The following is a 25,681-nucleotide window of genomic DNA, read 5'->3' on the forward strand; positions in this document are numbered from 1 at the left end:
CGGGATCAGCCTTTGCCGCGGAAGGTCGAGGAAATGGCACGATCACTCTCGGCCGCGATGAAATCGAGGATTTCCATCGCTTCCTTGCAATCGGCGTAGTCGTCGCGGATCGCCGCTGCGTTGGCGCGGATGTTGCTCTCGCCCTCGAAGATCTGCTTGAAGGCGCGGCGGACGGTATGGATGGTCGCCCGCTCGATGCCGGCGCGGGTCATGCCGACGACGTTCAGGCCGCCGAGGACGCCCGGATTGCCGTTCAGCATGCCATAGGGGATGACGTCGTAATTGACGGCTGAAAGTCCGCCGATAAAGGCCTGGCGGCCGATGCGGGTGAACTGATGCACGGCGCAACCGCCGCCCAAGATCGCCCGGTCCGCCACGTGGACGTGGCCGGCCAGCATGACGTTGTTCGACATGATGATATCGTTGCCGAGCTGACAGTCATGCGCGACGTGCGAATTGGCGAGGAACAGGCAGTTGTTGCCGACCACCGTCTTGCCGCCGCCGCCAACCGTGCCGCAATTCATCGTCACGCCTTCGCGCATGACGCAATTGTCGCCGACCGTCAGCGTCGAATCCTCGCCTGCCTCATGCAGGCTCTGGGAAACGCCGCCGATGACCGCCATCGGAAAGATACGGCAGTTACGGCCGATCTCGGTGCGACCGCTCACCACGGCATGCGACAGCAGTTCGACACCATCCTTCAGCACCACGCGCGGGCCGACATGCGAAAACGGGCCGACGACGACGTTCTCGCCGATGACGGCGCCGTCCTCGACCAAAGCTAACGGATGGATGCGCGCGCTGGCTGCAATGCTGCTCATTCTTCGTCCTTGCGCCGGATCATCGCGCCGATATCGGCTTCGGCAACAAGTACGCCGTCCACCTTCGCGTCACAATGGAATTTCCAGATATTGCCGCGCTGTTTCTGCTTGGTGACATGGAATTCGACCCGGTCGCCCGGCACAACCGGCTTGCGGAAGCGGGCATTGTCGATGGTCATGAAGTAGACGAGATTGCCGCCCTCGCCTTCTTTCCTGGCGCAGATGGCGCCGGCAGTCTGAGCCATGCCCTCAACCAGAAGCACGCCCGGCATGATCGGCCGCTCCGGGAAATGTCCAGTGAAATGCGGCTCATTGGCGGTGACGTTCTTGATGCCGATCGCGGAATTGTCGCCGTCGATCTCGACGATCTTATCGACCAGGAGAAAAGGATAGCGGTGCGGCAGCAGCTTCATGATTTCCTGAATATCGGCCGCGCCGAGCACCGGCTTGGTCTCATCAGTCATTCTTCTTTTCTCCTCTGCGTTTCGCCCGCTCATCCGAACGCATCATGATTTCCGCGATGTCGCGAAGGAAATCCGGCATCGGGCGGGCGGGAATACCACCGTAACGCGCGCCGGCCGGGATATCCGCCACCACGCCGCTCATAGCGGCAATCTGGACGCCGTCACCAATCGAGATGTGTCCATTAATACCGGATGCGCCGCCGATCAATACGCCGTCGCCAATCCGCGTCGAACCGGCGATTCCGGCACCGCTGGCGATGCCGCAATGACGGCCGATACGAACGTTGTGGGCAATCTGAACCTGATTGTCGATCTTGGTACCTTCGCCGATGACCGTGTCGTCCATGGCGCCGCGGTCGACCGTCGTGTTGGCGCCGATCTCGACATTGTCCTGGATGATGACGCGGCCGATCTGGACGATCTTCAGCATGCCGCGCGGACCCGGCGCAAAACCGAAGCCGTCCTGGCCGATGCGGACGCCGTTGTGAATGATCACGCCATTGCCGATGAGAGCCGCGACCACGCTCGACCCGGCAGCGATCGTGCAATCCCTACCGATCTTGACGTCGGCGCCGATGATGGTTCCGGCGCCGATGCGAGTGCCGGTGCCGATCTCCGCCCGCGCACCGATCACGGCCATGGGCTCGATCTCGACGCCCGGTTCGAGCCTGGCAGTCGGATCGACAAACGCGGCCGGCGAAATGCCCGGCGGAAAAGAAGTGATCGGAGACGGCCGCATCGCGACCGGATGCAGAATAGCGCCGGCCTGCGCAAACGCCGTGTGTGGGGTCTTTGTCAGCAAAACCGGGATATGGGCCGGAATGATCGAACGGATCGCGGTATCACAGATAATCGCGGAAGCCTTGCAGCTTTCCAGTTCGTGCCGGCTTTTCCGGGACAGGATATAACAAATCTCACCCTCGCCGGCCCGCGCTACGGGTGCGACGGAACGGATCAGCCGATCGCCGGCAGTGCCATCAAGCAGTTCAGCCCCAAGAAGGGCGGCCAACTCGCGCAGGCTCACGCCATCATGGGGCGGAAAGAATTCATTGTGGTCCATAAAGCTGAAGCTCCAGAACAGATTTCCGCCCGCAACCGCGAGCGGAAACGATCAGAACTGGTTCGCCATGCTGAACCGGAATTCCTGGGTTTCGTCGAAGTCTTCCTTCATGACCGGATGCGCGTAGTCGAAGCGGATGTTGCCGAACGGCGACGCCCACATGATACCCGCACCGACGGAAGCGCGCCAGTTCATGCTGGTGCCCTGCGCGGTGCTGGTGCCGAGCGGGACATCATTGCCGTAAAGGGTACCGGCATCGGCGAAGACGGCAGCACGCAGACCAAAGTCTTCCGGAACAGCCGGCATCGGCATTGTCATTTCGGCAGAGGCCGTAAAGTAGGTCGTGCCGCCGAGCGCATCGCCGTGATCGGTCGTACGCGGACCGATACCGTCGTTTTCGAAGCCGCGGATCTGACGACCGCCGATCGTGAACTGGTCGAAGACATGCAGATTGTCGCCGGTGGAGACCACATGGCCGGCTCCAACCGCGATGGAGCCGATCAGGTCAGCTTCGGTCGACAGAAGCTGGAAATAACGGGCACGGCCGGAGATCTTGTAGAAGTCGGAGTCACCACCGAGACCGGCATATTCATGCGTGACCGTCGCGTAGATACCTTCGCGCGGCAGCGTCTGGCTGTCGAGCGTGTTGTAGGTCAACGTCTGCGAGATCGACGACTGAACGAACTTGCCGTTATCGATCATCGAGATGTAGGGCGACGAAAGGTTATCGTCAGCGGTGCCGGGAAGACCGTCACTACCGAAGGCCCCGTCGTTCTCGTACTGGATTTCCTTGTAGGTGTAGCGGAACGTGGTTGCCAGATCTTCGGTGATCGGCGCCGTCACACGCAAGGTGACACCCTGCTCTTCATAGTCGTAATAGCTGTTCGAAGAGGTCGAGCTCTTGAAGAGGTCGAAACCGGCTGCCAGACGGTAACCGAGGAAGTAGGGCTCGGTAAACGAAAGGTTGTAGCTGCGGGCTTCGTCGAGACCACCGCCGACTGCGACGCGGATGAACTGGCCGCGGCCGAGGAAGTTCTTTTCTTCGATCGAAGCTTCGAGCAGGAAGCCGTCGCCGCCCGCAGAGTAACCGGCGCCGATACCGAACGAACCGGTTGGCTGGTCCTCGACATCGACAACGATGACGACGCGGTCAGGCGAAGTGCCCTGCGAGGTCGAGATGTTGACGGTCGTGAAATAACCGAGCGCCTCAAGGCGACGCTTGGCGCGCGAGATCATTTCCTGGTTGAAGGCATCGCCTTCGCTGAAATCGAATTCGCGGCGGATGACATAGTCACGCGTGCGGGTGTTGCCGCGGATCTCGATGCGCTCGACATAGGCGCGCTCGCCCTGATCGACGAGGTAGGAAACACCGATCGTGTGGTTTTCCATGTTGCGATCGCCGCGCGGCGTGACGCGAGCGAACGGATAACCGGCCGCAGCGACGCGCTTGGAGATCGCTTCCATCGACTTCTGGATTTCGCGGGCATTGTAGACGCTGCCGGCGCGGGTCTGAACCAGACCTTCGAGGTCCTGGCCGCTGATGCCCTCGACCGTGGATTCCACCGAGACGTTGCCGTACTCGTAACGCTGGCCTTCCTCGACCGTGAAGCTGATATTGTACTTGTTGCCCGATTCATCGAGCACCGCTTCCGACGAGATGACGCGGAAGTCGGGATAGCCGTGGTTATAATAGAACTGACGCAGCGCTTCCTCGTCGGCGCGCAGTTTGTCCTCGCTGTAGACGTCCTTGCGGGTCAGGAAGGACAGCGGACCGGATTCCTTGGTGATCAGAACCGACTTCAGGCGGCCATCGCCATAGGCCTGGTTTCCGACGAAACTGATGTCGGCGATCTTTGTGCGGTCACCTTCGTTGATGACGAAGGCAAGGTTGACACGCCCCTGGCCGACATCGGCGGTCTGCGTGGTGATCTGGACGTCGCTGCGGCCGATCGCGCGATAGGCTTCGCGCAGACGCTGGATATCTGCGTCCACCAATGCCTGATTGTACGGGCCGAGCGGCTGGGTCTGAACGACTGCCTGAAGCTTGTCGTCGGTGATCTTGCGGTTGCCGTTGAACACGACCTGGTTGATGAGCTGGTTCTCGCTCACCGACACGACGAGCGTGCTGCCGGAAACACTGATTTTGACATCCGAGAAATAGCCGGTCGAATAGAGCTTGCGGACCGATTCATCGATGTCGTTATTGGAGAAGTTGACACCCGGGCGGATGGTCAGGTTGGAACGGACAGCCTCCTCGCCGGCGCGCTGTGCGCCGCGGACCTGAACACTCCGGATAACCGCCGCTTCGGCAGAAAGTGCGGAAGCAAGTACCAGTACACCTGCGCCCGATGCAACAACACTAGCAGACAGCGCAAACGCCGACACTGCGTTCAAGAACTTTGAACCAGCCTTCATTTCAATTCTTACCTTTTCCCGTTGTCCCTCGGCGGGTGGTGCCCGACTCCGGCCACGTGTGTCGTTTTACCTTCTTTTGACCTACAAGCAAGGTATCGCGTTAATTTCTGTTTACTTACTTCCCTTGCGTGACCCAATGGCCACGCAACTGTTGGAAACATGGTGAATAAACAGTTTCTTTTACGATTTGAAGGACATCAGCCGATCAGATTGCTGATGTCGTTGAAGGTCGCGAAGACCATGAGGCTCAAAACCATCGCAAGCCCGATGCGGAAGGCGATCTCCTGCGCACCCGCGCCGAGCGGTCGGCCGCGGATGGCCTCGATCGCGTAAAAGACGAGATGACCGCCGTCCAAAACTGGCACAGGCATGAGGTTCAAAAGCCCGATCGAGACGGAAAGAACAGCTGCGAGCTGAACCACCGCCGCAAAGCCGAGCGTCGCCATCTGGCCCGACGCCTGAGCGACCCGGACCGGCCCGCCGAGCTGGTCAGCCTTCATCCGTCCGGTCACCAGATTGCCGATATAGCGGAAGGTGCCGGTGACGATATGGCCGGTCTCGGTGACGCCTTCTGCAACGGCCTGCAGCGGCGTGAACGTCTCGATGCGGAAATTGCCGCGCTGTTCGTTGGTGACGATGCCGATCAGGCCGAGCTCGACCTTGTTGCCGAACTGGTCGGTGACCTCGGAGCGCTTCGGCACCATCGGCAGATCGAGATCCTGGCCGTTGCGCTCGACCGTCACCACGATCGGGGTGTCCGGCCTGATGCTGACATAACGCCGTACATCGTCGAAAGTCCGGATGCGGGAACCGTCGAGCGCCACCAGCCGATCGCCGGGCTCAACGCCGGCCGCGAGGGCAGCGCTTCCCGGCTGAACCTCGGCGACCACGGGATCGGCGACGACCTTGCCGTAGACGCTGAAGAGGACGGCGAAGATGGCAATCGCCAGGATGAAATTGGCGATCGGGCCGGCAGCAACGGTGGCGGCCCTCTTCCAGAGCTTGGCGCCAGCCAGCGTCTGAGCCTTTTCTTCCTCGCTCATGCCCGCAAGGCCGCTTGCATCCGGCAGGCTCGCGGCGTCCTCGTCGCCGAAGAACTTGACGTAACCGCCAAGCGGGATCGCTGAGAGCTTCCAGCGAGTGCCATGACTGTCGGTGAAGCCGACAAGCTCCGGCCCGAAGCCGACAGAGAAGGCGGTGACCCGGATGCCGCACCAGCGTCCGATAAGATAGTGGCCCATCTCATGCACGAAGACGAGCAGGGACAGTACCAGCACGAAGGGGATGATATAGCCGGTAAGGAAGCTGAGGATGGCCATCAAAATTTCCGTTTCAACATTGTACCGGCTGCCCAGACCTCAAAACCCGAAGAGGAAGCCCGCAACCGATACATCAAGATGGCCCGTCGTGGCCGTATAAACAAGCGTTAGCAGGAACGCTGCGAAACAGGCGAAAACGAGGCCGTCGACGCGATCCATGACGCCGCCATGCCCCGGAATGAGGTGACTGGAATCCTTCACGCCGAACCGGCGCTTGATGAAGGACTCGAACAGGTCGCCGATCTGGCTGGCGACGGAAAGCAGAAATGCGATCGCAACCGTCCAGGCAGACAGCCGGGAGAAGACGCCGAGCGTCAGGGCGGAACTTGCGATCACGCCGGACACCGTACCGCCGACCGCACCGGACCAGGTCTTGCCGGGCGAAATGCGCGGTGCAAGTTTCGGCCCCTTGAGAGCGCGGCCGACGAAATAGGCGAGGATATCGGTCGCCCAGACGACCGCGAAGATGAAGAGGGTCGCAACGAACCCCGCCTGGTCTTCGGCGCGGATCGCCGCCAGCGAGATCCCGCTCAAGCCTGCGTAGAGGATGCCGCCCGGAAGCCACCAGCTGCCCTTGCGCAGCAGCACGAGAAGAACGGCAGTGACTATCGCGCCGCCGAGAATCGCAACCGAGAGCTCACCTTCGTCGACCAGCAGGTCGATGGCGATCAGAAAAATCGCGACCCAGCCGAAGGCGTTCGCACGAAAATCGCGCTCGGCGGCCCGCGTGATCGTCGACCATTCGTAATAGATCAGGACCGCCATGGCGGCGGCCACCATGCGGAACGCCAGGCCGCCATACCAGGTGGCCGCCAGCACCACGATCGCCAGAACCACCGCGGATGCGATTCGGCGCCTCAGTTCAGTGCTCATCAACCACCCACCGCTATCGTCTTGTTCGACAGGCCGCCGAAGCGCCGGTCGCGGGAGGCATAAATCTTCAGGGCGTCGAAGAAGAGTTTCCGATCGAAATCGGGCCAGTAGTCCGGCAGGAAGACCAGCTCGGAATAGGCCGCCTGCCAGAGCAGAAAATTCGAAAGCCGCTCCTCGCCGCTGGTGCGGATGATGAGGTCCGGATCGGGAATGCCGGCGGTATCCAGCTTTGCGCTGATCTTGTCCGGGTCGATCTCGGAAGCCTTGAGGACACCAGCTTCGACGTCGCGGGCGAGCATCGCGACGGCACGGGCGATCTCGTCGCGAGCACCGTAGTTGAAGGCGATGACCAGCGTCAGTGCCGTATTGAACCTTGTCGTTTCCTCGGCTTCGAGAAGAAGCGGAAGAATGTCGCTGCGCAGCTTCTCGCGTTCGCCGATCACCCGGATGCGGACATTCTCGCGGTGCAATTCGGCCAGATCCTGGCGGATGAAGCGCCGGAGGAGACCGAGCAGATCCCTCACCTCGGTTTCGGGCCTGCTCCAGTTCTCCGAAGAAAACGCAAAGAGCGTCAGATATTTGACACCGGCATCGCCGGCAGCCCGCACCGTTTCGCGAACCGCTTCGACGCCCTTGCTGTGTCCGACCGTACGAGGAAGCCCGCGCTTGTTGGCCCAGCGTCCATTACCATCCATGATAATGGCAACGTGTTGAGGGATGATCTCAAGCTCGGGATTCACCATATTCTAAACGGCTCCTTTGGCCGCCGGAATATGGCGGCAAACCAGGCCTAAGTTAGACCTGCATGATTTCCTTTTCCTTATCCGCAAGCAAGCGGTCGACTTCGGAAATCGTATCATCCGTCATCTTCTGCACTTTTTCCGACTGCGAGCGGCTCTCGTCCTGGCCGATGTCGCCGTCCTTTTCGGCCTTTTTCAGGCCGTCCATGCCATCGCGGCGGACGTGGCGCACGGCAACCTTGGCCTTCTCCGCATAGTCATGCGCAACTTTGACCAGCGACTTGCGGCGCTCCTCGTTGAGCTCGGGGAGCGGAATGCGCAGGTTCTGGCCATCGACGATCGGGTTGAGGCCGAGGTTTGATTCGCGGATCGCACGGTCGACGGCGCCGACCATCGACTTGTCCCAGATGGACACGCCGAGCATGCGCGCTTCCGGCACGGTGATGTTGGCCACCTGATTGAGCGGCACGCGCGAACCGTAGGCTTCGACCATCACCGGATCGAGAATGTTGGCCGAGGCGCGGCCGGTGCGCAGCGATGCGATATCGCTTTTGAACGCGTTGATCGCGCCTTCCATGCGGCGCTTAATATCGTTGAGGTCGATTCCACTCATCCGTCTACTCCCGTATGTTGTCTGGGCGGCCCGCGACGCCGCGCCTCAATTGTCCGCTACGATGGTCTTGCGGCCGCCGCCGGTCAAGATTTGGGCGAAGCCGCCCTTCTCATGGATCGAAAAAACGATGATCGGAATGGAGTTTTCGCGGGCAAGTGCCACTGCCGCCACATCCATCACCGCCAGACCCTTTTCGAGCACTTCGCCATGCGTCAGTGTCTCGAACCGGGTCGCCGTCGGGTCCTTCTTGGGATCGGCCGAATAGATACCGTCCACCTGGGTGCCCTTGAAGATCGCTTCCGCACCGATTTCAGCCGCGCGCAGCGCAGCCGCCGAATCGGTTGTGAAGAATGGATTGCCGGTGCCGCCAGCGAAGATCACTACCCTGCCCTGCGCCATGTGATGCACCGCCTGGCGCTGCGAGAAACTCTCGCAGATTTCCGGCATCGAGATCGCCGACAGAACCACGGTGTCGACGTTCAGCTTGCGCAGCGACGTGGCCAGCGCCAAGGCGTTGATCACGGTGCCAAGCATGCCCATGTGGTCGCCGGTCACCCGGTCGCCGCCCTTGGACGCCACGGCTACGCCGCGGAAGATGTTGCCGCCGCCGACGACCACGCCGACGTCGACGCCCATGGCGCGCGCTTCGGCAATATCGGAGGCGACTCGATCGGCAACCGCGACATCGATGCCGAAACCCTGGCCGCCCATCAGAGCTTCACCGGAGGCCTTGAGCAAGACACGCTTGTAGAGGGGCTGAGGCGACATGGAGGCTCCTTGAAATCAAAAATACGGGCAGGGTCAAACGGCTTGCGGATACACGAAGGGCACCGGCTTGTCACCGGTGCCCTTGCGCTTTCGACAGCTTTACCTAACGAATATCAGCCTTTGGCGACCGCTGCGACTTCAGCGGCGAAATCCGATTCTTCCTTTTCGACGCCTTCGCCGAGCAGAAGACGGGCCATGCCGGTGACTTCGATCGTAGCACCTGCGAGCTTTTCAGCATCCTTGACAGCCTGGCCGACGGTCACGTCCGGGTTGATGACGAAGGCCTGCGACAGGAGAGCAACTTCCTCGAAGAACTTGCGCATGCGGCCGTCGACCATCTTTTCGATGATCGCTTCCGGCTTGCCGGAAGCGCGCGACTGCTCGATGAAGACGTTGCGCTCGCGCTCGGCCACAGTCGCGTCGACTTCTTCGGCGCGGATGGCGAGCGGGTTGGTGGCAGCGATGTGCATGGCGACCTGACGGCCGAGCGAAGTCAGGACTTCCTTGTCGCCGACCGACTTCAGGGCAACCAGAACGCCGAGCTTGCCGATGCCGTCGCCGGCAGCGTTATGGACGTAGGTCGCGACGACGCCGTGCTCGACCTGCAGCAGGGCGGAACGACGCAGCGTCATGTTCTCGCCGATCGTGGCGATCGCGTCCTTGATCGTGTCGGCAACCGGCTTGCCGGAAGCGGGATAGGTAGCAGCCGAGATCGCCTCGACGGAACCGTCGGTCGTCAGGGCGACGCCGGCGATGCCGCGGACGAGGTCCTGGAAGGCATCGTTGCGGGCAACGAAGTCGGTTTCCGAGTTGAGTTCGATGACGACGGCCCTGTGGCCGGCGCTGGCAATGCCGATCAGGCCTTCAGCCGCGGTCCGGCCGGACTTCTTGTCGGCCTTGGAAATGCCCTTGGCGCGCAGCCAGTCGATTGCCGCTTCGATGTCGCCGTTCGTTTCGGTCAGCGCCTTCTTGCAGTCCATCATGCCTGCGCCGGACTTTTCGCGCAGTTCCTTTACCAGTGCAGCGGTGATTTCAGCCATTGTTTTGCCTCTTGTCGGTTCAAGTGCTTCTCGCCGGAAAAACGTCGGCGGACTCAAAAGTTTTGGGACGAATGTACCCGGAAGTGTGACAGCGTGATGAAGACATCATGCATGCGATCGCCTCGACGACGGAGCGGTGGCGGATCGCCTTGAAACGACCAAGGCCAGGGATGGTATCTCTGGCCTCGATCGAATTTCAGAAAGGAGGAGCGGCCAAGCCGCTCCATCCAGACCTTAAGCTTCAGCTTCTGCTTCGCCTTCGAGCGCCGGCTCGATCGGAGCCTCAGACGAGGCGCCGATGTCACGGCCCGAAGCGCCCTGCTGGCGAGCGATGCCGTCGATGGCAGCGCGAGCGATCAGGTCGGTGTAGAGAGCGATGGCGCGCGAAGCGTCGTCGTTACCCGGGATCGGGTAGTCGATGAGGTCCGGATCGCAGTTCGAATCGATGATGGCGACGACCGGGATGCCCAGGCGCTTGGCTTCGTCGATGGCGATCTTTTCCTTGTTGGTGTCGATGATGAACATCAGGTCCGGGGTGCCGCCCATGTCGCGGATACCGCCGAGAGCCTTGTCAAGCTTCTCGCGTTCGCGCTCGAGGTTCAGGCGCTCCTTCTTGGAATAGCCGGACTGTTCCGAGTTCAGGATCTCGTCGAGCTTGCGCAGACGCTGGATCGAGTTCGAAATGGTCTTCCAGTTGGTCATCATGCCGCCGAGCCAGCGGGAGTTGACGTAGTACTGGGCCGAACGCTTGGCCGAGTCGGCGATCAGTTCGGACGCCTGGCGCTTGGTGCCGACGAACAGAACGCGGCCGCCGCGGGCGACGGTGTCGGACACGACCTGAAGGGCGCGCGACAGCATCGGAACGGTCTGGGCCAGATCGATGATGTGGATGTTGTTACGATCGCCGAAGATGTACGGCTTCATTTTCGGGTTCCAGCGGTGAGTCTGGTGGCCGAAGTGAACGCCTGCCTCGAGAAGCTGGCGCATAGAAAAATCGGGCAATGCCATGCCTAGTTATCCTTTTCCGGTTGAACCTCCGCAAGGCGAACAGCACCCTCTTCGAGAATGCCACCGGGCGGAACGGTCCGGATTTCTCCCGGACAATCCCATGCCTTACGTGTGGAATGCGGCTGGCCATACATTCGATTTGCCGCAAAAGCAAGAGCCTTGAGGAAATTACCTCAGCGTAAGCGAGTGACCGGTAATCAGCGGGGGGGCGACTATTTCGCCGGCGCCGGGCACGGGTCCTGCTGCGGCTTCAACAGCTCCAGCTTGGCAAGGCTGCCGGACAGCACGAAGTCGCCGTAATCCATGGTGAGATCGCGGGTGATGCCGTTCTCATAGAGCTTGAACGACATGTTGTAGACCGGGGTCGGATCGCCGACGGCATTTTCGTTGAAATAGGCGATCGTCACCGGCCAGAAGGAAGACTTCGCAAACTCGCCGGCCTTGTCGGCATCGACATCGTCCTTCTGCGCGGTCTGCGACTTGCCGATCACCGTCGTGGTCAGCAGCGCCTGGTCACCGTTTTCCGAGCCGTCGAAGACCCGCGCCTCGAAGAAACTCTTACCCTGCTTGGCATTCGCGATAACGTCGAGCATGTGGCTGGTCGGAAAATCGCTCGACGGCAATTCGATCTCACGGCCGTCGGGCTGGGTGATTTCCACCTTGATGCCCTTGTCGACGATCGACGCGTCGCCGCTCAGCTGCTTGTCGAGCTGCTCGTCGGTGAAGGACTTGGTCTCGAAATGGAACTGGTTTGCGGCCATGTCCTCGAAGGTCGTGGTCTGCTGATCGCTAAGGCGCGTCTCCTCGCCTGTATTGATCTTGGTGACCAGCCGGAAATTGGTGGAAAAACCGGTGCAGGCCGAGCCGGTGAACTCATAGACCATGCGGCCGAACATGCCTTCGATGCCGGAACGTTCGGAGGCGTTCTTGAGCTTCAGGTCGTAAATGGCGCGATGCGGGACGAGCAGCCGGGCGGCAGCGTCGGTATTCGCGTCCGCGGAGGTGGCAGCCACAAGGCTCAGACCGCCGGCAAGGATCACCCCGAGGCTCATTCGCAACATTCACATTCTCCTGTTGGACTCAGTTGGTGATGTTATAAGAACGCCATCTGACCAAGCTAAGGCCTTGATGCAGGATTTTTGAAGATTTTACAACAAAACGGGAGTCGAAAATGACCGAAGCCATCGAAGGCCGCCTGCAGGAAATGGGGATCGTGCTCCCCGTCGCGGCAGCACCCGCCGCCAATTACGTGCCCTACACGATCAGCGGCAATACTCTTTATCTTTCCGGCCAGTTGCCGATCGAAGGGGGCAAGGTCGCGGTAACCGGCCTTGTCGGGCGCGATGTGGATCTGCCGGCAGCGCAGCGGGCAGCGGAACTCTGCGCCATCAACATCCTCGCCCAGGCGAAGGCGGCACTCGGCGGCGACCTTGGCAGGATCCGCCGTGTCTTGAAGCTCAACGGCTTCGTCGCGTCGACACCTGATTTCGTCGAGCAGCATCTCGTCATCAACGGCGCCTCCAACCTGATCGCCAACGTGCTGGGCGATGCCGGCAAACATGCCCGTGCGGCCGTCGGAATGGCCTGCCTGCCCCTCAACGCCTCCGTCGAAATCGACGCCATCATCGAGATCGAAGCATGACCTCCGCATCCTGGATCAAGGACCTCCCGGTCGCCCATCGCGGCTTTCACGACATGAACCATCAGGTGTGGGAAAATACCCTGTCTGCCTTTTCGCGCGCGGTGGAAGCCGGCTTTGCGATCGAATGCGACGTGCAGCTTGCCTCCGACAGCGTGCCGGTGATCTTCCACGACCATGATCTCGAACGGCTCTGCGGCATCAAGGGCGACATCCGCGAGAAGACCTCCGCGGAACTCGGCATGCTTTCGGTCGGCCAGACCAAAGACAAAATACCGACCCTGAAGCAGATGCTCGCACTCGTCGCCGGCAAGGTGCCCCTGGTCATAGAGATCAAGGGGCGCGAAGGCGACGGCGAGGACGACGGGTTCGCGGAAGCCGTGCTCGAAGTTCTCGAAGGTTATCAGGGCAAGGTGGCGCTGATGAGCTTCGACTATCACATCCTGCGCGATCTCAGAAAAGCCGGTTCGCCCTACCCGCTCGGCCTGACGGCCATGGGCGACAAACCGGAGGAATTTTTCGAGCATGACGAAGCCATGCAACTTGGCCTCGACTTCATTTCCTATCACTACCCCCACCTGCCGAATACGTTCATCACAGCACAGAGAGCGACCGGAATTCCGGTCATTACCTGGACCGTGAGGGATGCAAACGGGCGCGAACATACCTATAAATATGCGGACCAGATGACATTCGAAGGTTTTGATCCGCGGGAGGCTTCCTCCCCCTCCCTGTAAAGCAGAGCATGACCGGTAATCTTACCATCCGCATCGAAAAGTCCTTCTGCGCGATCAGCCCGGCAAGCTGGTCGCGCCTTTCGGGCACTTCCAAGTCCTCGTCCCTGGACGTGCCCTACAATCCGTTCCTGTCGCATGCCTACCTTTCGGCGCTGGAGGAATCAGGCTCGGCCACCGCCAAGACCGGCTGGCTCGGCCACCATCTGCTTCTCGAAGACGACAAGGGCATGCTGATCGGTGCGGTCCCCGGTTATCTCAAAAGCCACAGCCAGGGCGAATATGTCTTCGACCACGGCTGGGCCGACGCTTTCGAGCGGGCCGGCGGGCGTTATTATCCGAAACTGCAATGCACCGTGCCGTTCACGCCCGCGACCGGGCCGCGGCTGCTGGTCTGCGAAGGTTACGACAGCGATTCGACCGAGCTGACGCTTGCGGCCGGTCTCCAGGAGGTGACACGGCAGCTCGGCATCTCGTCGGCGCATGTGACCTTCGTTGCCGAAGACCAGGTCGCCGCCTTCGAGGAGGCCGACTACCTGCACCGCACCGACAAGCAGTTCCATTTCATCAACGAGGGTTATGAGAACCACGACGCGTTCCTGGAAACGCTGGCGTCCCGCAAGCGCAAGGCGCTGAAGAAGGAACGCCGCGCGGCCCTGGAAAACGGCATCAGCATCGAATGGCTGACCGGCAAGGACCTGACCGAAGAGATCTGGGACCAGTTCTTCACCTTCTACATGGACACCGGCGGCCGCAAATGGGGCCGGCCCTATCTAACCCGGACGTTCTATTCGCTGATCGGCGAGCGCATGCCGGAAGACATCCTGCTGGTGATGGCCAAGCGCGAGGGAAAATACGTCGCCGGCGCGATCAACTTCATCGGCGGGGATGCGCTCTACGGCCGGCACTGGGGCTGTATCGAGGACCACCCCTTCCTGCATTTCGAGGTGTGCTATCACCAGGCGATCGATTTCGCGCTCGCCAAGGGCCTGAAGCGCGTCGAGGCCGGCGCACAAGGGGAACACAAGCTGGCACGCGGTTACCTGCCTGTCACCACCCATTCGATGCACTATATCGCCCATGCGGGGTTGAGGCGCGCGATCGCCGACTATCTGGAGCGCGAACGGGAAGACGTCGAGCAGATGACGGAATATCTTGCCGAGCACAGCCCGTTCCGCAAGGGCGAGCGCCAGCAGGAACAGGACTAGGTCTTTAAAAAACGACCGGACCACAAGGAGAGGACATCACGATGAGCGGCCAAGCTTACGACAGCAACAACATCTTCGGAAAGATCCTGCGCGGCGAGATTCCGTGCCACCGGGTCTACGAGGACGACGATACCCTTGCCTTCATGGATGTCATGCCGCAATCGCCCGGTCACCTGCTGGTGATCCCGAAAACCCCATCGCGCAACATCCTCGATGCCGATCCTGCCGTGCTTTCGAAGCTGATCCCCGTGGTGCAGAAGCTCGCCAAGGCCGCCAAGGACGCCTTCGAGGCGGACGGGATCACGGTCATCCAGTTCAACGAACCGGCTTCCGGCCAGACCGTCTTCCACCTGCATTTCCACGTCATCCCGCGTTACGAGGGACAGGCGCTGAAGCCCCATTCGGGCCAGATGGAAAACAACGAGGTGCTTGCGGCAAACGCCGAAAAGATCATCGGCGAATTGGGTAACTGACCCCTAGAAGCCGCCCCACCAGATACCCGCGACCAAAAGCGCCATCGGCACGGCCACACCCACACCGACCTTGCGGCCGGTCGCCACGAATACCGCAAACCCGATGCCGGCGGCGCCGACCCTCAGCCAGAGCGGCGTGCCGGCGAGCGTGCCGTTCGGGAAGACGATCAGCTTGGCGGTGACGGCCATGACGAGCGAGGTCGCCACCGCCCTCACCCAATACAGCGCCTCGGAATCCTCGTTCAGCCGGTTGCCGGTGAAAACCCCGAGCCAGCGCCAGATGTCGGTCGCCACGAAACCCGCGACCGCGATGACGATGAAGGTCCAGTATTCGGCAATCATCGCCTAGCCTCCTGCCCGAGGCGCGTTTTCTTCCGACGCGCCCTGTCGATCAGGTAGGCCGCCGTTCCGCCGCCGACGCCGGCGCAAAGCACGTCGAATTGCGGGGTCACCAGCGCCAGCGTCGGGCCGAGGATTACCCCCATGACAAAGGCGATCTTGACCACCGGCTGGCGTGCGCTCGCCCATATGGAAGCGTTGAAATAGACCGGCGTCAGGAAGAAGAGTACGCCCGCGACGGTCGGCGGAAAGCCCGAGACGATGTCGTAGAAGACCCCGACGACAAGGGTGCCCGTCAAGGTCAAGGTCACGCCGAAGCCGGCGAAATAGATTGCCCGGTATTCGCGCGGAACGTTGCGCAGCGTGGTGATCGCGAACACCCAGGAGGTGATGGCGATGAAATGCGACAGGATCAGCAGCAGCCAGATCGGCGTGCGCCTCGTGCGCATTTCCGGGATGACCGAGGCGACCATCGGCATCATGCGGATCGAGGAGAGCGTAACCGCGAGGAAACAGGCTGCGATATTGGCACCGCTCGCCATGCTGCCGACCAGGATGACCTGCGCCGGAAGCGCCCAGATGGCCAACGACATGAAGACCGCCTCGGCGCGCGTCAGTCCCGATTCGAGCGCAAAGGCGCTGAAACCGACGATCGAGGTCAGGAGAATGAGGGCCGGAAGCGAGAGCAGGCCCCGCATGCCGGTAAAGAACCAGGATAGGGCGTTGCGGTCGTCATGTTCAGGCGTTGCATCCGTCATTCGGCGTTCGTCTTCCGCTCAGGCCTGAAGATAGGCCGGCGGAACATGATCCGTCAGCCAGACGCCATTGTCGGCCCGGAAGAAAGCACGACCATCGCGATACATCCTGCCGGCATCCACCTTGAGCACGACGGGTTTGCCATGCCGGCCACCGACCTTGACGGCGGTTTCCTCGTCGAGCGACAGATGCACATGCTGGCGTTTGCCGGGTTTGAGACCTTCAACCATGATCGGCTCAAGATTGTCCCTCGCCGTGCCATGAAACAGGACTTCCGGTGGCTCACTGAGCTCCAGACCGAGATCGACGGCGACGGAATGTCCCTGGGCCGCCCGGATCAGCTGGCCATCTTCAGAAAGCGTGAAGCGCTTCTTGTCACTGCTGGCGACGACTGCCTCCAGGATCGGGCGGTCGATTGCAAAACCCTGTTCGCGGGCTTTGGCGATCAGGATATCGACGGATGTCCAACCATTTGCGTCCAGAACGATGCCCAAGCGTTCAGGTGCGTGGCGAAGCACATGGCTGAGAAGCTTGCTGATTTCGGTCGACATCCGGCAGTTCCTGACTGAGCAATGCCCGTGTTCGTGACAATGCTGCCGGGCTTACAAAAACGGCGATGCCGGGACAAGCCCGGCATCGCAAGAGTTCCATGCGAAACTGTTATTTGCTCTTCGGCACACGCGGCACCGTGGTGCTCTTGCGCGGCGGCGTCTTGGGCGCATCTTCCGATGCTATCACGTCCGCGTCGACCATGGCGCGAGCCCGGGCCGAGCCGCCGTCCTTGTCCTTCGGCGCCGACTTCTTCGGTGCCTTGGGCTTGGCAACCTTGGTCTCGGCTTCCTCGGCGGCCTCTTCCACCTCGGCCTCCGGCTTCGGCTTCACGGGCGTCGCTTCGGAAATCGAGTCGAGGATGAGCTTGTCCTTGCCATCCTCGCCCTTGCCGACGGTAACGCGAACCACGCCACCCTTACGCAGCTTGCCGAACAGGATCTCGTTGGCGAGCGGCTTCTTGATGTATTCCTGGATGACGCGCGAGAGCGGGCGGGCGCCCATCTTCTCGTCGTAACCCTTTTCCGCCAGCCAGGCGATCGCATCCTGATGCAGGTCGAAGGTGACGTTGCGTTCCGAAAGCTGCGTCTCGAGCTGCATGACGAACTTCTGCACGACCTGATGGATGACCTCCGTCGGCAGCGGTGCGAACGGGATGATCGCATCGAGGCGGTTGCGGAATTCCGGCGTGAACAGGCGGTTGATCGCCTCTTCGTCCTCGCCGGTGCGCTTGGACGAGCCGAAGCCGATGGCGGCCTTGGCCATTTCCGACGCGCCCGCATTGGTCGTCATGATCAGGATGACGTTGCGGAAGTCGATCTTCTTGCCGTTGTGGTCGGTCAGCGAACCATGGTCCATGACCTGCAGCAGGATATTGTAGATATCCGGATGCGCCTTCTCGATTTCGTCGAGCAGGACCACCGAGTGCGGATGCTGATCGACGCCGTCGGTCAGGAGACCGCCCTGGTCGAAGCCGACATAGCCGGGAGGTGCGCCGAGCAGCCGCGAGACCGTGTGGCGTTCCATATATTCCGACATGTCGAAGCGCAGCATCTCGACGCCGAGGGAAGCGGCAAGCTGCTTGGCGACTTCCGTCTTGCCGACGCCGGTGGGACCGGAGAAGACGTAGGAGCCGATCGGCTTGTTCGGTTCGCGAAGGCCGGCACGGGCGAGCTTGATCGCCGTCGACAGGGCTTCGATCGCCGCATCCTGGCCGTAGACGACCGACCGCAGTTCCTTTTCCAGGTTGGCGAGAACCATCTCGTCATCCTTGGAGACGGTCTTTGCCGGAATCCGCGCCATGGTGGCGATCGTGGCTTCGATCTCCTTCTCGGTGATCAGCTTGCGGCGCTTGGAGGCCGGCAGCAGCATCTGGGCCGCACCGGTCTCGTCGATCACGTCGATCGCCTTGTCAGGAAGCTTGCGGTCGGAGATGTAGCGGGCCGACAGTTCGACGGCCGACTTGATCGCCTCGTTGGTGTAACGCAGCTTGTGATAGTCCTCGAAATAAGGCTTCAGGCCCTTCATGATCTCGATCGCATCCTCGATCGACGGCTCATTGACGTCGATCTTCTGGAAGCGGCGAACCAGAGCCCGGTCCTTTTCGAAGAACTGGCGGTATTCCTTGTAGGTGGTCGAACCGATGCAGCGGATCGCGCCCGAAGACAGAGCCGGCTTCAACAGGTTCGAGGCATCCATCGCGCCGCCGGAGGTGGCGCCTGCCCCGATGACCGTGTGGATCTCGTCGATGAACAGAACCGCACCCGGATACTCTTCGAGTTCCTTGACGACCTGCTTCAGGCGTTCCTCGAAATCACCGCGATAACGGGTGCCGGCGAGCAGCGTGCCCATGTCGAGCGAGAAGATGGTGGCGTCGGCCAGAGCCTCCGGCACCTTGCCTTCGATGATCCGCTTGGCGAGGCCTTCGGCGATCGCCGTCTTGCCGACGCCCGGATCACCCACATAGAGCGGGTTGTTCTTGGAGCGGCGGCACAGAACCTGGATCGTGCGGTTGACTTCGGCATGGCGGCCGATCAGGGGATCGATACGGCCATCGCGGGCCTTTTCGTTCAGGTTGACGCAATAGGCCTTGAGGGCGTCCTGCGGCTTCTTGGCGGAACCTTCCTCCTGGTCGCGGGCGGAAGGCTTGGCTTCCGGTTCGCTGTCTTCGGCGCCGCGCGGCGTGCGGGTCTGGGAGGTGCCCGCCCGCTTGCCGATGCCGTGAGAGATATAGTTGACCGCGTCGTAGCGGGTCATTTCCTGCTCCTGCAGGAAAAAGGCCGCATGGCTTTCCCGTTCCGCGAAGATCGCGACGAGAACATTGGCGCCGGTCACTTCCTCGCGGCCCGAGGACTGGACGTGGATCACGGCGCGCTGGATGACACGCTGGAAGCCGGAGGTCGGCTTCGAATCCTCGTCATAACCGGTGATCAGGTTGGCAAGTTCATTATCGACATAGTCGGTGACGGTCTTGCGCAGCGTTTCCAAATTGACGTTACAAGCGCCCATGACCGCGGCTGCGTCGGCATCGTCGATCAACGCCAAAAGCAGATGCTCGAGCGTGGCATATTCGTGATGCCGCTCGTTGGCAAAGGTCAGTGCCTGATGCAGCGCCTTTTCTAGACTAGGCGAAAATGTTGGCACGTCGGGTTCCTCACTTCTTTTCCATGACACATTGCAGCGGATGCTGGTGTTGCCGGGCGAAGTCCATGACCTGGGACACTTTGGTTTCCGCTACTTCGTATGTGAATATTCCGCATTCCCCCACGCCGTGATTGTGAACGTGGAGCATGATACGCGTCGCTGCCTCCCTGTCCTTCTGAAAGAAACGTTCCAGAATGTGGATGACGAACTCCATGGGCGTATAATCGTCATTCAGCAGCAGTACGCGGTAGAGATTGGGCTTCTTTGTTTTCGGCTTCGTGCGCGTGATGACCGAGGTACCGCGATTTGCGCTGTCTCCGTCGCCACCCTTTTCAGCTTGCATCAAGATCGGCAGTGCGATCATCTTCATTCATTCCCCAGTCATCCGGCGGGTTCGTCCGAATGGCCGAACGGCCGGACTTTAGTCTTCCTAACTTAGTTCATTGAACGCGGATTTTAAGCCCCCTTTGCGGCCACGCAATCACTATTCCGCTAAAGAGATCACGGAACATGCCGAAAATCGGGAATTTCCGCATTGGCATGAATCAAAAAGGCCGGCAGCGTTGAACGCCGCCGGCCTTCTGACTGTGAAGGCGTCGTTTTGGGGGCCGCTATGCGCGTTACGCGGCGTTTGCAGTCACCATGGCGGTCGACTTGGCGACCGGCGCTTCGTAGGGCTTGTAAGCCGTCTTGGCGAGATCGGCATACATGTCGGTAATCTTGGTCGACTCGGCAATAAAGCTCTCATAAGCCGACTTCACGTAATTGGTCTGGAGTTCGAACGCCGCCTCGACACTGCGGGTGGAAGCGAGCGCTTCCATGAAACCCGTCATGTCCTGAAAGGACTTCTTGGAATAATCGGTCGCTTCGGTCGCGATCGCCTGATAACCCTTGGCGATCTCGGAATAGCTCTTCAGCATCCCGTCCATCGCTTCCTTGCTTTTCTTGCTGGCCTCATCGAAATTGAACATCGCCGGTCCCTTTGTTCTATTCGGATGCGCTGATAGAATGCGGCACGCCGATAAAAGTCAAGGATGATTTGTGCGCCGCAAAATCACCTTTGGTTGCAGCCGCATGCGTGCGAATGCATAAACCGATAGAGCGTCCTGATTTTGCGAAGATATATCAGCGGATCACAACCAACGCACAAAACGTCGCAGCCATTTTCCCATCCGGCGGTCGCTCCGCACGAATCACAAAAGCGGGCCAATCAGCCCGCCCTGAAGTCGTGCGACCGGAACGATCGCAGATCGACGTCCGGGAGATCGATCAGAGATCGACGTCCAGGATCGCCATGGAGAAATTGTAGGAGCGGTCGCCATCCTCGTCATCGATGTAGATGACGCCGAGAAACTCGTCGCCGAGGTAAACTTCGGCCGAGTCGTTCTTACGCGGACGCGCCTTGACGATCGCCTGCGGATTGATCACGCGCTTGAAATAGGCGTCGAGCTTCTTGATTTCGTCCGGTTTCACGTTTCTCTCCGTCAGCGGTTCTAAGTGCGGCGCTTTTGGCATGGGACAACGGCGAAAGTAAAGTCGCCAGAAACAGCCTTGCCGCTCTTTTGCGATGTTCGCTGAGGCCGATGTTCAGCAAACCCCAAACATCGAAAAGCGGCGGGCGAACGCAGACGAATCAGTCGTCGGCACCGAGAAGCTGGTCCATCAGGCGCGACGGTTCCGAACACCCGGCACTCCCGACCACCTTCGCCGGCACGCCGGCGACGGTCGACTTCGGCGGTACGGCCTTCAGGACCACCGAGCCGGCGGCGACGCGCGAGCACGACCCGACCTCGATATTGCCGAGAATCTTGGCGCCGGCACCGATGAGGACGCCGTTGGCGATCTTCGGATGGCGGTCGGCACCCTCCTTGCCGGTGCCGCCGAGCGTCACCCCATGCAGGATCGAGACGTTGTCGCCGATGACGGCCGTCTCGCCGACCACGAGGCCGGTGGCGTGATCGAGGAAGATGCCCTTGCCGATGCGGGCTGCCGGATTGATGTCCGTCTGGAAGACGCTGGAGGAGCGGCTCTGCAGATAGAGCGCAAAATCGCGGCGGCCGCGGTTGAACAGCCAATGCGCCAGCCGGTGCGTCTGGATCGCGTGGAATCCCTTGAAATAGAGAACCGGCTCCATGAAACGCAGGCAGGCGGGATCGCGGTCGTAGACGGCCTGGATGTCGACGCGCATGATGGCGCCCCATTCCGGCCAGTCCGCCAGCATTTCCATGAAGGTCTGGCGCAGAAGGACGTCCGGAATATCCCCATGGGCAAGGCGTTCGCAGATGCGGTGAACGACGCATTCCTCGAGCGAGCGATGGTTGAGCACGGCAGAATACAGAAATGCGGCGAGCAGCGGGTCCTGCTCGGTCGCCACGCGTGCCTCCTGGCGCAGCGTATCCCAGATGGGATCCATCGTTGCGACCGGCTCCTGGCGGATTTCAGTTCTTGCGGCCATCGCCGTCTCCTCGTTTGCCGTATGGCAGAGCTTTTCAGGGCCAGTATATAGAATAAGTTTACGCCGAGACCAATGGGCGCAAAATCGCATTCCGTTGATCGTAAGAATGAGGAAACCTACGGCCTTGCGGAGAGTTCCGCGTAGAAGTCGATAACCGCCTTCTTGAACACCCGGTCACCGACCGCGAGCATGTGGTCGCGTCCGGGAATATCGAGGGCAATCGCGTGCGGCATCAGAGCGGCCAGCTCCTGCGCGGAACCGGCGATGTCGTCCGTGGTGCCGACCCCGATGAGCGTCGGCGCGTCGATCCGCCCCATGTCGGCGCGGCTCACCAGATCCCGCGAACCGCGGATACAGGCGGCAAGGGCTTGCCTGTCGCTTTTCGTCTGGTCGGCAAAGGCGCGGAACATGCGGCCGCGGGCATGGCTGACGTCATCGAGCGACGGAGCGAGCAAGGCGTCCGCGATCGGGTCCCAATCCCCTACCCCGTCGGTCATGCCGATCCCGAGGCCGCCGAGGACCAACGAGCGCACCCGATGCGGATGGGCGAGCGCGGAAAAGACCGAAATCCGTGCGCCCATCGAATAACCGAAGACATGCGCTTCCGGGATCCTCAAGTGATCGAGGAGCGCCATCGAATCCTCGGCCATCACCCATGGCCGATAGGCTTCCGGATCGCGCGGCTTGTCGCTTGCCCCGTGCCCGCGATTGTCCATGGCGATGACCCTGTAACCCGCGTCGCCGAGCGTCTTCAGCCAACCTGGATGCACCCAGTTGACCAGCGCGCTGGAAGCAAACCCGTGGATGAGCAATACCGGATAACCCGACGGATCGCCTTCGTCGAAATAGGCAAGATCGAGACCCTGGTGGGAAAACTTGGAGAAGGCAGGCGCGTTGAGATTCATCGGGGCAGTCCTTATTGACGCCGGGAACATAGGCGATGAACCTCGGCGTTTGAACCCGTGCCCGATACGAAATCGACGCGCCTGCGGCGGTTTTCCCACTACACAATCGTCAAGCGGGCCGCTAATGTCCGGCGCAAATCAGACGCGCCGCATTCAAGTATCGGAGACCATCATGGCCGGGCACAGCATTCCCCATTTCCAGAACGACGGCGGACATCGCTTGATCCAGATCGGCGTCAAGGAATTCATGTGCACCGGTGCCTCGGTTCCCTTCGACCATCCGCATATCTTCATTGACATGGGCGACGACAACGAGAAGGTCTGCTCCTACTGCTCGACCCTCTACCGCTACAATCCGTCGCTGAAGGCCGAGCAGACCGACCCGCCGGGCTGCGTTTTCCACGTTAAGGCCGCCTGATCGGCATTCCGACATGCCCATTGAAAGAGTAGCGATCATCGGTGCCGGCATGGCCGGGCTGACGGCCGCGCTCGCCTTCGCCCGTCACGGCATAGCCTGCGACATTTTCGAGGAAGCGGCCGCCCTGATCGAGGTCGGCGCCGGCCTGCAGATATCGCCGAACGCGTCGCGCGTGCTCTCCGAACTTGGCGTCCTGCCCGCGCTCGAAGCCGTCTGGACCGAGCCGGAGCGGATCGCGCTCGTTTCCGGCACGTCGCTCAGACCGCTTGCACATGTTCCCGCCGGACGTTTCGCCCGCGAGCGCTGGGGTGCGCCCTATGGGGTTCTCCACCGTGCGACGCTTCAACAGGCATTGCTTGCCGCGGTCGAACAGAACCCGCTCTGCAGCATCCATCTGGATACGCCTGTCCGCAAGGATCCGCACGGGACGCTGGCCGGGATCACCGGCCAAACCTATCCTCTGATCGTCGGCGCCGACGGCGTCTGGTCCAATCTGCGCGCCGACATACCGAAGAGCCCGGAGCCGGATTTTTCACGCAATGTCGCCTGGCGCTTCACGATTCCCGGCAGGGCCCGGCCCGACTGGCTGGACGCGAACCAAGTCACCGCCTTTCTCGGGCCGTCGACCCATGTGGTCGCCTACCCGCTCAGGGAGATCGACGGTTTCAACATCGTCGCGATCGCCTCCGGCATCAGCCCCGGCAAGACGTGGGATGCGCAAGCGGGCGATGCGCAGCGGCGCATGCTGCTCGGCCAGTTCCATCGCTGGGACCGGCGCATCGTTCAGTTGATCGAAAAGGCTGAAAAACCGACCTTCTGGCCGCTTTACCAGGTGAGTGCCGGGCGCTGGCACAACGGCCGCGACATGGTTCTGATCGGCGACGCCGCCCATGCGATGATGCCGTTTGCGGCCCAGGGCGCATCGATGGCGATCGAGGATGCTTTCGTGCTGGCGAACCGGGTGGCAGGTTCCCTGCCCCTTGAGCAAGCCCTGACGAATTTCGAAAGCGAACGCGCGGCGCGGGTCGCCAAGGTGCGCGCCCGCGGCCTCTTCAACCGCTTCGCCTATCACGCCCGCGGCCCGATCCGGCTCGGCCGGGACATCGTCCTGTCGCTGCGTCCGCCGCAATCGCTTGCGGCGGATTTCGACTGGCTTTACGGCTTCAAGGCAAGCTGATCAAATCGCGGCCGCGGCCGCGAAACCGATTTCCAGGTCCTTCTTCAGATCGGCCACATCTTCGAGACCGATCTGCAGGCGAATGACCGGCCCTTCCGGCGGCGCCTTGCGGATGGTGCGGTCCGACAGGTTGACCGGCACGGCGAGGCTCTCGTAACCGCCCCAGGAATAACCGAGGCCGAAGAAGGACAGCGCGTCCAGGAAAGCGTGCGCCTTGGCCTTTGCCTTGTCGCCCTCCGCCTCCAGCACGAAGGAGAAGACGCCGCTGGCGCCCTTGAAGTCGCGCTTCCAGATCGCATGGCCCGGAAAGCTCGGCAGTGCCGGATGCAGGACGCGGAAAACGTCGTCGCGGCTCTCCAGCCATGTGGCGATATCGAGCGCGCTCTTCTGGTGATGCTCGAGGCGCACGCCCATGGTGCGCAGGCCGCGCAGGATCTGGTAGGAATCATCCGGTGCACCGCAGATGCCGAGCGCAATGCGGGCTTCTTCGAGTTTCGGCCAGTGCTTGGCGTTGGCCGAGACGGAGCCCATGATGATGTCCGAATGGCCGGACGGATATTTCGTCGTCGCATGGATCGAGACGTCGACGCCGAAATCGAGCGGCCGGAAATAAAGCGGCGTCGCCCAGGTATTGTCCATGGTGACGACGCAATCGTGCCGGTGGGCCACGTCGGCGATCGCTCGGATATCCTGCATCTCCATGGTGTTGGAGCCCGGCGCTTCGGTATGGATCAGCCTGGTGTTCGGCTTGATCAGCGCTTCGATGCCGGCGCCGATTTCCGGGTCGTAATATTCGACCGCGACGCCGAGGCGCTTCAGCATCGTATTGCAGAAGTTGCGGCACGGCGCGTAGACGGAATCGACGATCAGGGCGTGGTCGCCGGCCGAGAGATAGGCGAGAAACGGCACCGAAATCGCTGCCAGCCCCGAGGGAACGAGGATTGTCCCGGCCGAGCCTTCCAATTCGTCGAGCGCTGCGCAGAGCGCATCGGTCGTCGGCGTGCTGCGGGTCCCGTAGGTATATTTCTGGGCCCGTTTCTCCATCGTCGCCGCGTCGGGAAACAACACGGTCGAAGCGTGAACGACCGGCGGATTGACGAAACCGTGGTAGTCGGACGGGTCGTTGCCCATATGGGCGAGACGCGTGTTGGGGCCAGCGCCGGTGAACAGGGACTCGTTCGTCTTTTTCATGTCGGGGAGAGCTTTCGTTGGCAATGGAGACGCCAAGTTTTGCCGTCGGAGCAAGGCCCGGTCAACCCCGCGA

Annotated in this window: 28 protein-coding genes; 6 read left to right on the forward strand and 22 right to left on the reverse strand. The window is 61.3% G+C overall.

Annotated features, from left to right (window positions below):
• Positions 1–5: 5 nt before the first annotated feature.
• From lpxA to ACZ9EJ_RS09300, 12 genes are all read right to left on the reverse strand, one after another.
• On the reverse strand, positions 6–821 hold the full coding sequence (gene lpxA, locus ACZ9EJ_RS09245; protein WP_046641410.1) for an acyl-ACP--UDP-N-acetylglucosamine O-acyltransferase: 816 nt from the start codon (positions 819–821) through the stop codon (positions 6–8).
• Positions 818–1,285 carry a 3-hydroxyacyl-ACP dehydratase FabZ gene (gene fabZ, locus ACZ9EJ_RS09250; RefSeq protein ID WP_007758360.1) on the reverse strand — a complete coding sequence of 156 codons (468 nt, stop codon included), beginning with the start codon at positions 1,283–1,285 and terminating at the stop codon, positions 818–820. Before fabZ ends, lpxA begins: the two co-directional genes overlap by 4 nt.
• Complete coding sequence (gene lpxD / locus ACZ9EJ_RS09255) at positions 1,278–2,345, reverse strand: UDP-3-O-(3-hydroxymyristoyl)glucosamine N-acyltransferase (protein WP_046641408.1); 1,068 nt, start codon at positions 2,343–2,345, stop codon at positions 1,278–1,280. The genes fabZ and lpxD overlap by 8 nt, the downstream gene beginning before the upstream one ends.
• Before the next feature lie 51 nt (positions 2,346–2,396).
• The gene (gene bamA / locus ACZ9EJ_RS09260) at positions 2,397–4,760 is read right to left on the reverse strand and encodes an outer membrane protein assembly factor BamA (RefSeq protein ID WP_046641407.1); all 2,364 of its coding nucleotides are present in this window, start codon (positions 4,758–4,760) and stop codon (positions 2,397–2,399) included.
• Positions 4,761–4,957: 197 nt separating this feature from the next.
• A complete protein-coding gene (rseP, locus tag ACZ9EJ_RS09265; RefSeq protein WP_046641406.1) occupies positions 4,958–6,079 on the reverse strand; it encodes an RIP metalloprotease RseP in 1,122 nt (373 codons plus the stop codon).
• Positions 6,080–6,118: 39 nt separating this feature from the next.
• Positions 6,119–6,952: a phosphatidate cytidylyltransferase gene (locus ACZ9EJ_RS09270; RefSeq protein ID WP_046641405.1), complete on the reverse strand. Its 834-nt coding sequence runs from the start codon at positions 6,950–6,952 to the stop codon at positions 6,119–6,121.
• Entirely contained in the window at positions 6,952–7,695 is a 744-nt protein-coding gene (locus tag ACZ9EJ_RS09275) for an isoprenyl transferase (protein ID WP_037087299.1), read from the reverse strand. Before ACZ9EJ_RS09275 ends, ACZ9EJ_RS09270 begins: the two co-directional genes overlap by 1 nt.
• A gap of 52 nt (positions 7,696–7,747) precedes the next feature.
• Entirely contained in the window at positions 7,748–8,305 is a 558-nt protein-coding gene (gene frr / locus ACZ9EJ_RS09280) for a ribosome recycling factor (RefSeq protein ID WP_046641404.1), read from the reverse strand.
• 45 nt (positions 8,306–8,350) lie between these two features.
• Positions 8,351–9,073: a UMP kinase gene (pyrH, locus tag ACZ9EJ_RS09285; RefSeq protein ID WP_007758349.1), complete on the reverse strand. Its 723-nt coding sequence runs from the start codon at positions 9,071–9,073 to the stop codon at positions 8,351–8,353.
• A gap of 113 nt (positions 9,074–9,186) precedes the next feature.
• Positions 9,187–10,113: a translation elongation factor Ts gene (gene tsf, locus ACZ9EJ_RS09290; protein ID WP_046641403.1), complete on the reverse strand. Its 927-nt coding sequence runs from the start codon at positions 10,111–10,113 to the stop codon at positions 9,187–9,189.
• 234 nt (positions 10,114–10,347) lie between these two features.
• Positions 10,348–11,121 carry a 30S ribosomal protein S2 gene (rpsB, locus tag ACZ9EJ_RS09295; protein WP_046641402.1) on the reverse strand — a complete coding sequence of 258 codons (774 nt, stop codon included), beginning with the start codon at positions 11,119–11,121 and terminating at the stop codon, positions 10,348–10,350.
• 212 nt (positions 11,122–11,333) lie between these two features.
• Positions 11,334–12,182: a cell envelope integrity EipB family protein gene (locus ACZ9EJ_RS09300; protein ID WP_046630626.1), complete on the reverse strand. Its 849-nt coding sequence runs from the start codon at positions 12,180–12,182 to the stop codon at positions 11,334–11,336.
• Positions 12,183–12,292: 110 nt separating this feature from the next.
• Here ACZ9EJ_RS09300 and ACZ9EJ_RS09305 point away from each other — a divergent pair, with 110 nt between their 5' ends.
• Genes ACZ9EJ_RS09305 through ACZ9EJ_RS09320 form a run of 4 tightly spaced genes read left to right on the forward strand, consistent with a single transcriptional unit; the run spans position 12,293 to position 15,175 of the window.
• Complete coding sequence (locus ACZ9EJ_RS09305) at positions 12,293–12,763, forward strand: RidA family protein (protein WP_046630628.1); 471 nt, start codon at positions 12,293–12,295, stop codon at positions 12,761–12,763.
• Positions 12,760–13,497: a glycerophosphodiester phosphodiesterase gene (locus ACZ9EJ_RS09310; RefSeq protein ID WP_046630637.1), complete on the forward strand. Its 738-nt coding sequence runs from the start codon at positions 12,760–12,762 to the stop codon at positions 13,495–13,497. The genes ACZ9EJ_RS09305 and ACZ9EJ_RS09310 overlap by 4 nt, the downstream gene beginning before the upstream one ends.
• 8 nt (positions 13,498–13,505) lie before the next feature.
• Entirely contained in the window at positions 13,506–14,702 is a 1,197-nt protein-coding gene (locus ACZ9EJ_RS09315; protein ID WP_046641401.1) for a GNAT family N-acetyltransferase, read from the forward strand.
• Positions 14,703–14,743: 41 nt separating this feature from the next.
• Positions 14,744–15,175: an HIT family protein gene (locus ACZ9EJ_RS09320; RefSeq protein WP_046641400.1), complete on the forward strand. Its 432-nt coding sequence runs from the start codon at positions 14,744–14,746 to the stop codon at positions 15,173–15,175.
• A 3-nt stretch (positions 15,176–15,178) separates the two neighbouring features.
• Here the strand turns inward: ACZ9EJ_RS09320 and ACZ9EJ_RS09325 are convergent, their stop codons facing one another.
• From ACZ9EJ_RS09325 to ACZ9EJ_RS09365, 9 genes are all read right to left on the reverse strand, one after another.
• On the reverse strand, positions 15,179–15,517 hold the full coding sequence (locus tag ACZ9EJ_RS09325; RefSeq protein WP_046641399.1) for an AzlD domain-containing protein: 339 nt from the start codon (positions 15,515–15,517) through the stop codon (positions 15,179–15,181).
• Positions 15,514–16,272: an AzlC family ABC transporter permease gene (locus ACZ9EJ_RS09330; protein WP_046641398.1), complete on the reverse strand. Its 759-nt coding sequence runs from the start codon at positions 16,270–16,272 to the stop codon at positions 15,514–15,516. The genes ACZ9EJ_RS09325 and ACZ9EJ_RS09330 overlap by 4 nt, the downstream gene beginning before the upstream one ends.
• An 18-nt stretch (positions 16,273–16,290) precedes the next feature.
• Positions 16,291–16,821: an RNA 2'-phosphotransferase gene (locus ACZ9EJ_RS09335; RefSeq protein ID WP_046641397.1), complete on the reverse strand. Its 531-nt coding sequence runs from the start codon at positions 16,819–16,821 to the stop codon at positions 16,291–16,293.
• 109 nt (positions 16,822–16,930) lie between these two features.
• A complete protein-coding gene (gene clpA / locus ACZ9EJ_RS09340; protein ID WP_046641396.1) occupies positions 16,931–19,462 on the reverse strand; it encodes an ATP-dependent Clp protease ATP-binding subunit ClpA in 2,532 nt (843 codons plus the stop codon).
• A gap of 10 nt (positions 19,463–19,472) precedes the next feature.
• The gene (clpS, locus tag ACZ9EJ_RS09345; RefSeq protein WP_046630926.1) at positions 19,473–19,826 is read right to left on the reverse strand and encodes an ATP-dependent Clp protease adapter ClpS; all 354 of its coding nucleotides are present in this window, start codon (positions 19,824–19,826) and stop codon (positions 19,473–19,475) included.
• A gap of 256 nt (positions 19,827–20,082) precedes the next feature.
• Complete coding sequence (locus ACZ9EJ_RS09350) at positions 20,083–20,433, reverse strand: phasin family protein (RefSeq protein WP_046630649.1); 351 nt, start codon at positions 20,431–20,433, stop codon at positions 20,083–20,085.
• A gap of 298 nt (positions 20,434–20,731) precedes the next feature.
• Positions 20,732–20,935: a DUF3126 family protein gene (locus ACZ9EJ_RS09355; RefSeq protein ID WP_037087332.1), complete on the reverse strand. Its 204-nt coding sequence runs from the start codon at positions 20,933–20,935 to the stop codon at positions 20,732–20,734.
• Between the two features lie 160 nt (positions 20,936–21,095).
• A complete protein-coding gene (gene cysE, locus ACZ9EJ_RS09360) occupies positions 21,096–21,917 on the reverse strand; it encodes a serine O-acetyltransferase (protein WP_046630652.1) in 822 nt (273 codons plus the stop codon).
• Between the two features lie 116 nt (positions 21,918–22,033).
• A complete protein-coding gene (locus tag ACZ9EJ_RS09365) occupies positions 22,034–22,822 on the reverse strand; it encodes an alpha/beta fold hydrolase (RefSeq protein WP_046641395.1) in 789 nt (262 codons plus the stop codon).
• Positions 22,823–22,994: 172 nt separating this feature from the next.
• Between ACZ9EJ_RS09365 and ACZ9EJ_RS09370 the strand changes: the two genes are divergently transcribed.
• Together ACZ9EJ_RS09370 and ACZ9EJ_RS09375 are read left to right on the forward strand one after the other, a co-directional pair.
• Entirely contained in the window at positions 22,995–23,240 is a 246-nt protein-coding gene (locus ACZ9EJ_RS09370; RefSeq protein ID WP_007758304.1) for a zinc-finger domain-containing protein, read from the forward strand.
• Positions 23,241–23,253: 13 nt separating this feature from the next.
• On the forward strand, positions 23,254–24,417 hold the full coding sequence (locus tag ACZ9EJ_RS09375; RefSeq protein WP_046641394.1) for an FAD-dependent monooxygenase: 1,164 nt from the start codon (positions 23,254–23,256) through the stop codon (positions 24,415–24,417).
• On the opposite strand, the gene ACZ9EJ_RS09380 is transcribed toward ACZ9EJ_RS09375, so the two are convergent.
• Positions 24,418–25,608 carry a cystathionine beta-lyase gene (locus tag ACZ9EJ_RS09380; RefSeq protein WP_046641393.1) on the reverse strand — a complete coding sequence of 397 codons (1,191 nt, stop codon included), beginning with the start codon at positions 25,606–25,608 and terminating at the stop codon, positions 24,418–24,420. It lies immediately after the preceding gene.
• Between the last annotated feature and the right edge of the window lie 73 nt (positions 25,609–25,681).

This window comes from Neorhizobium sp. USDA 3394 (genome assembly GCF_056280385.1).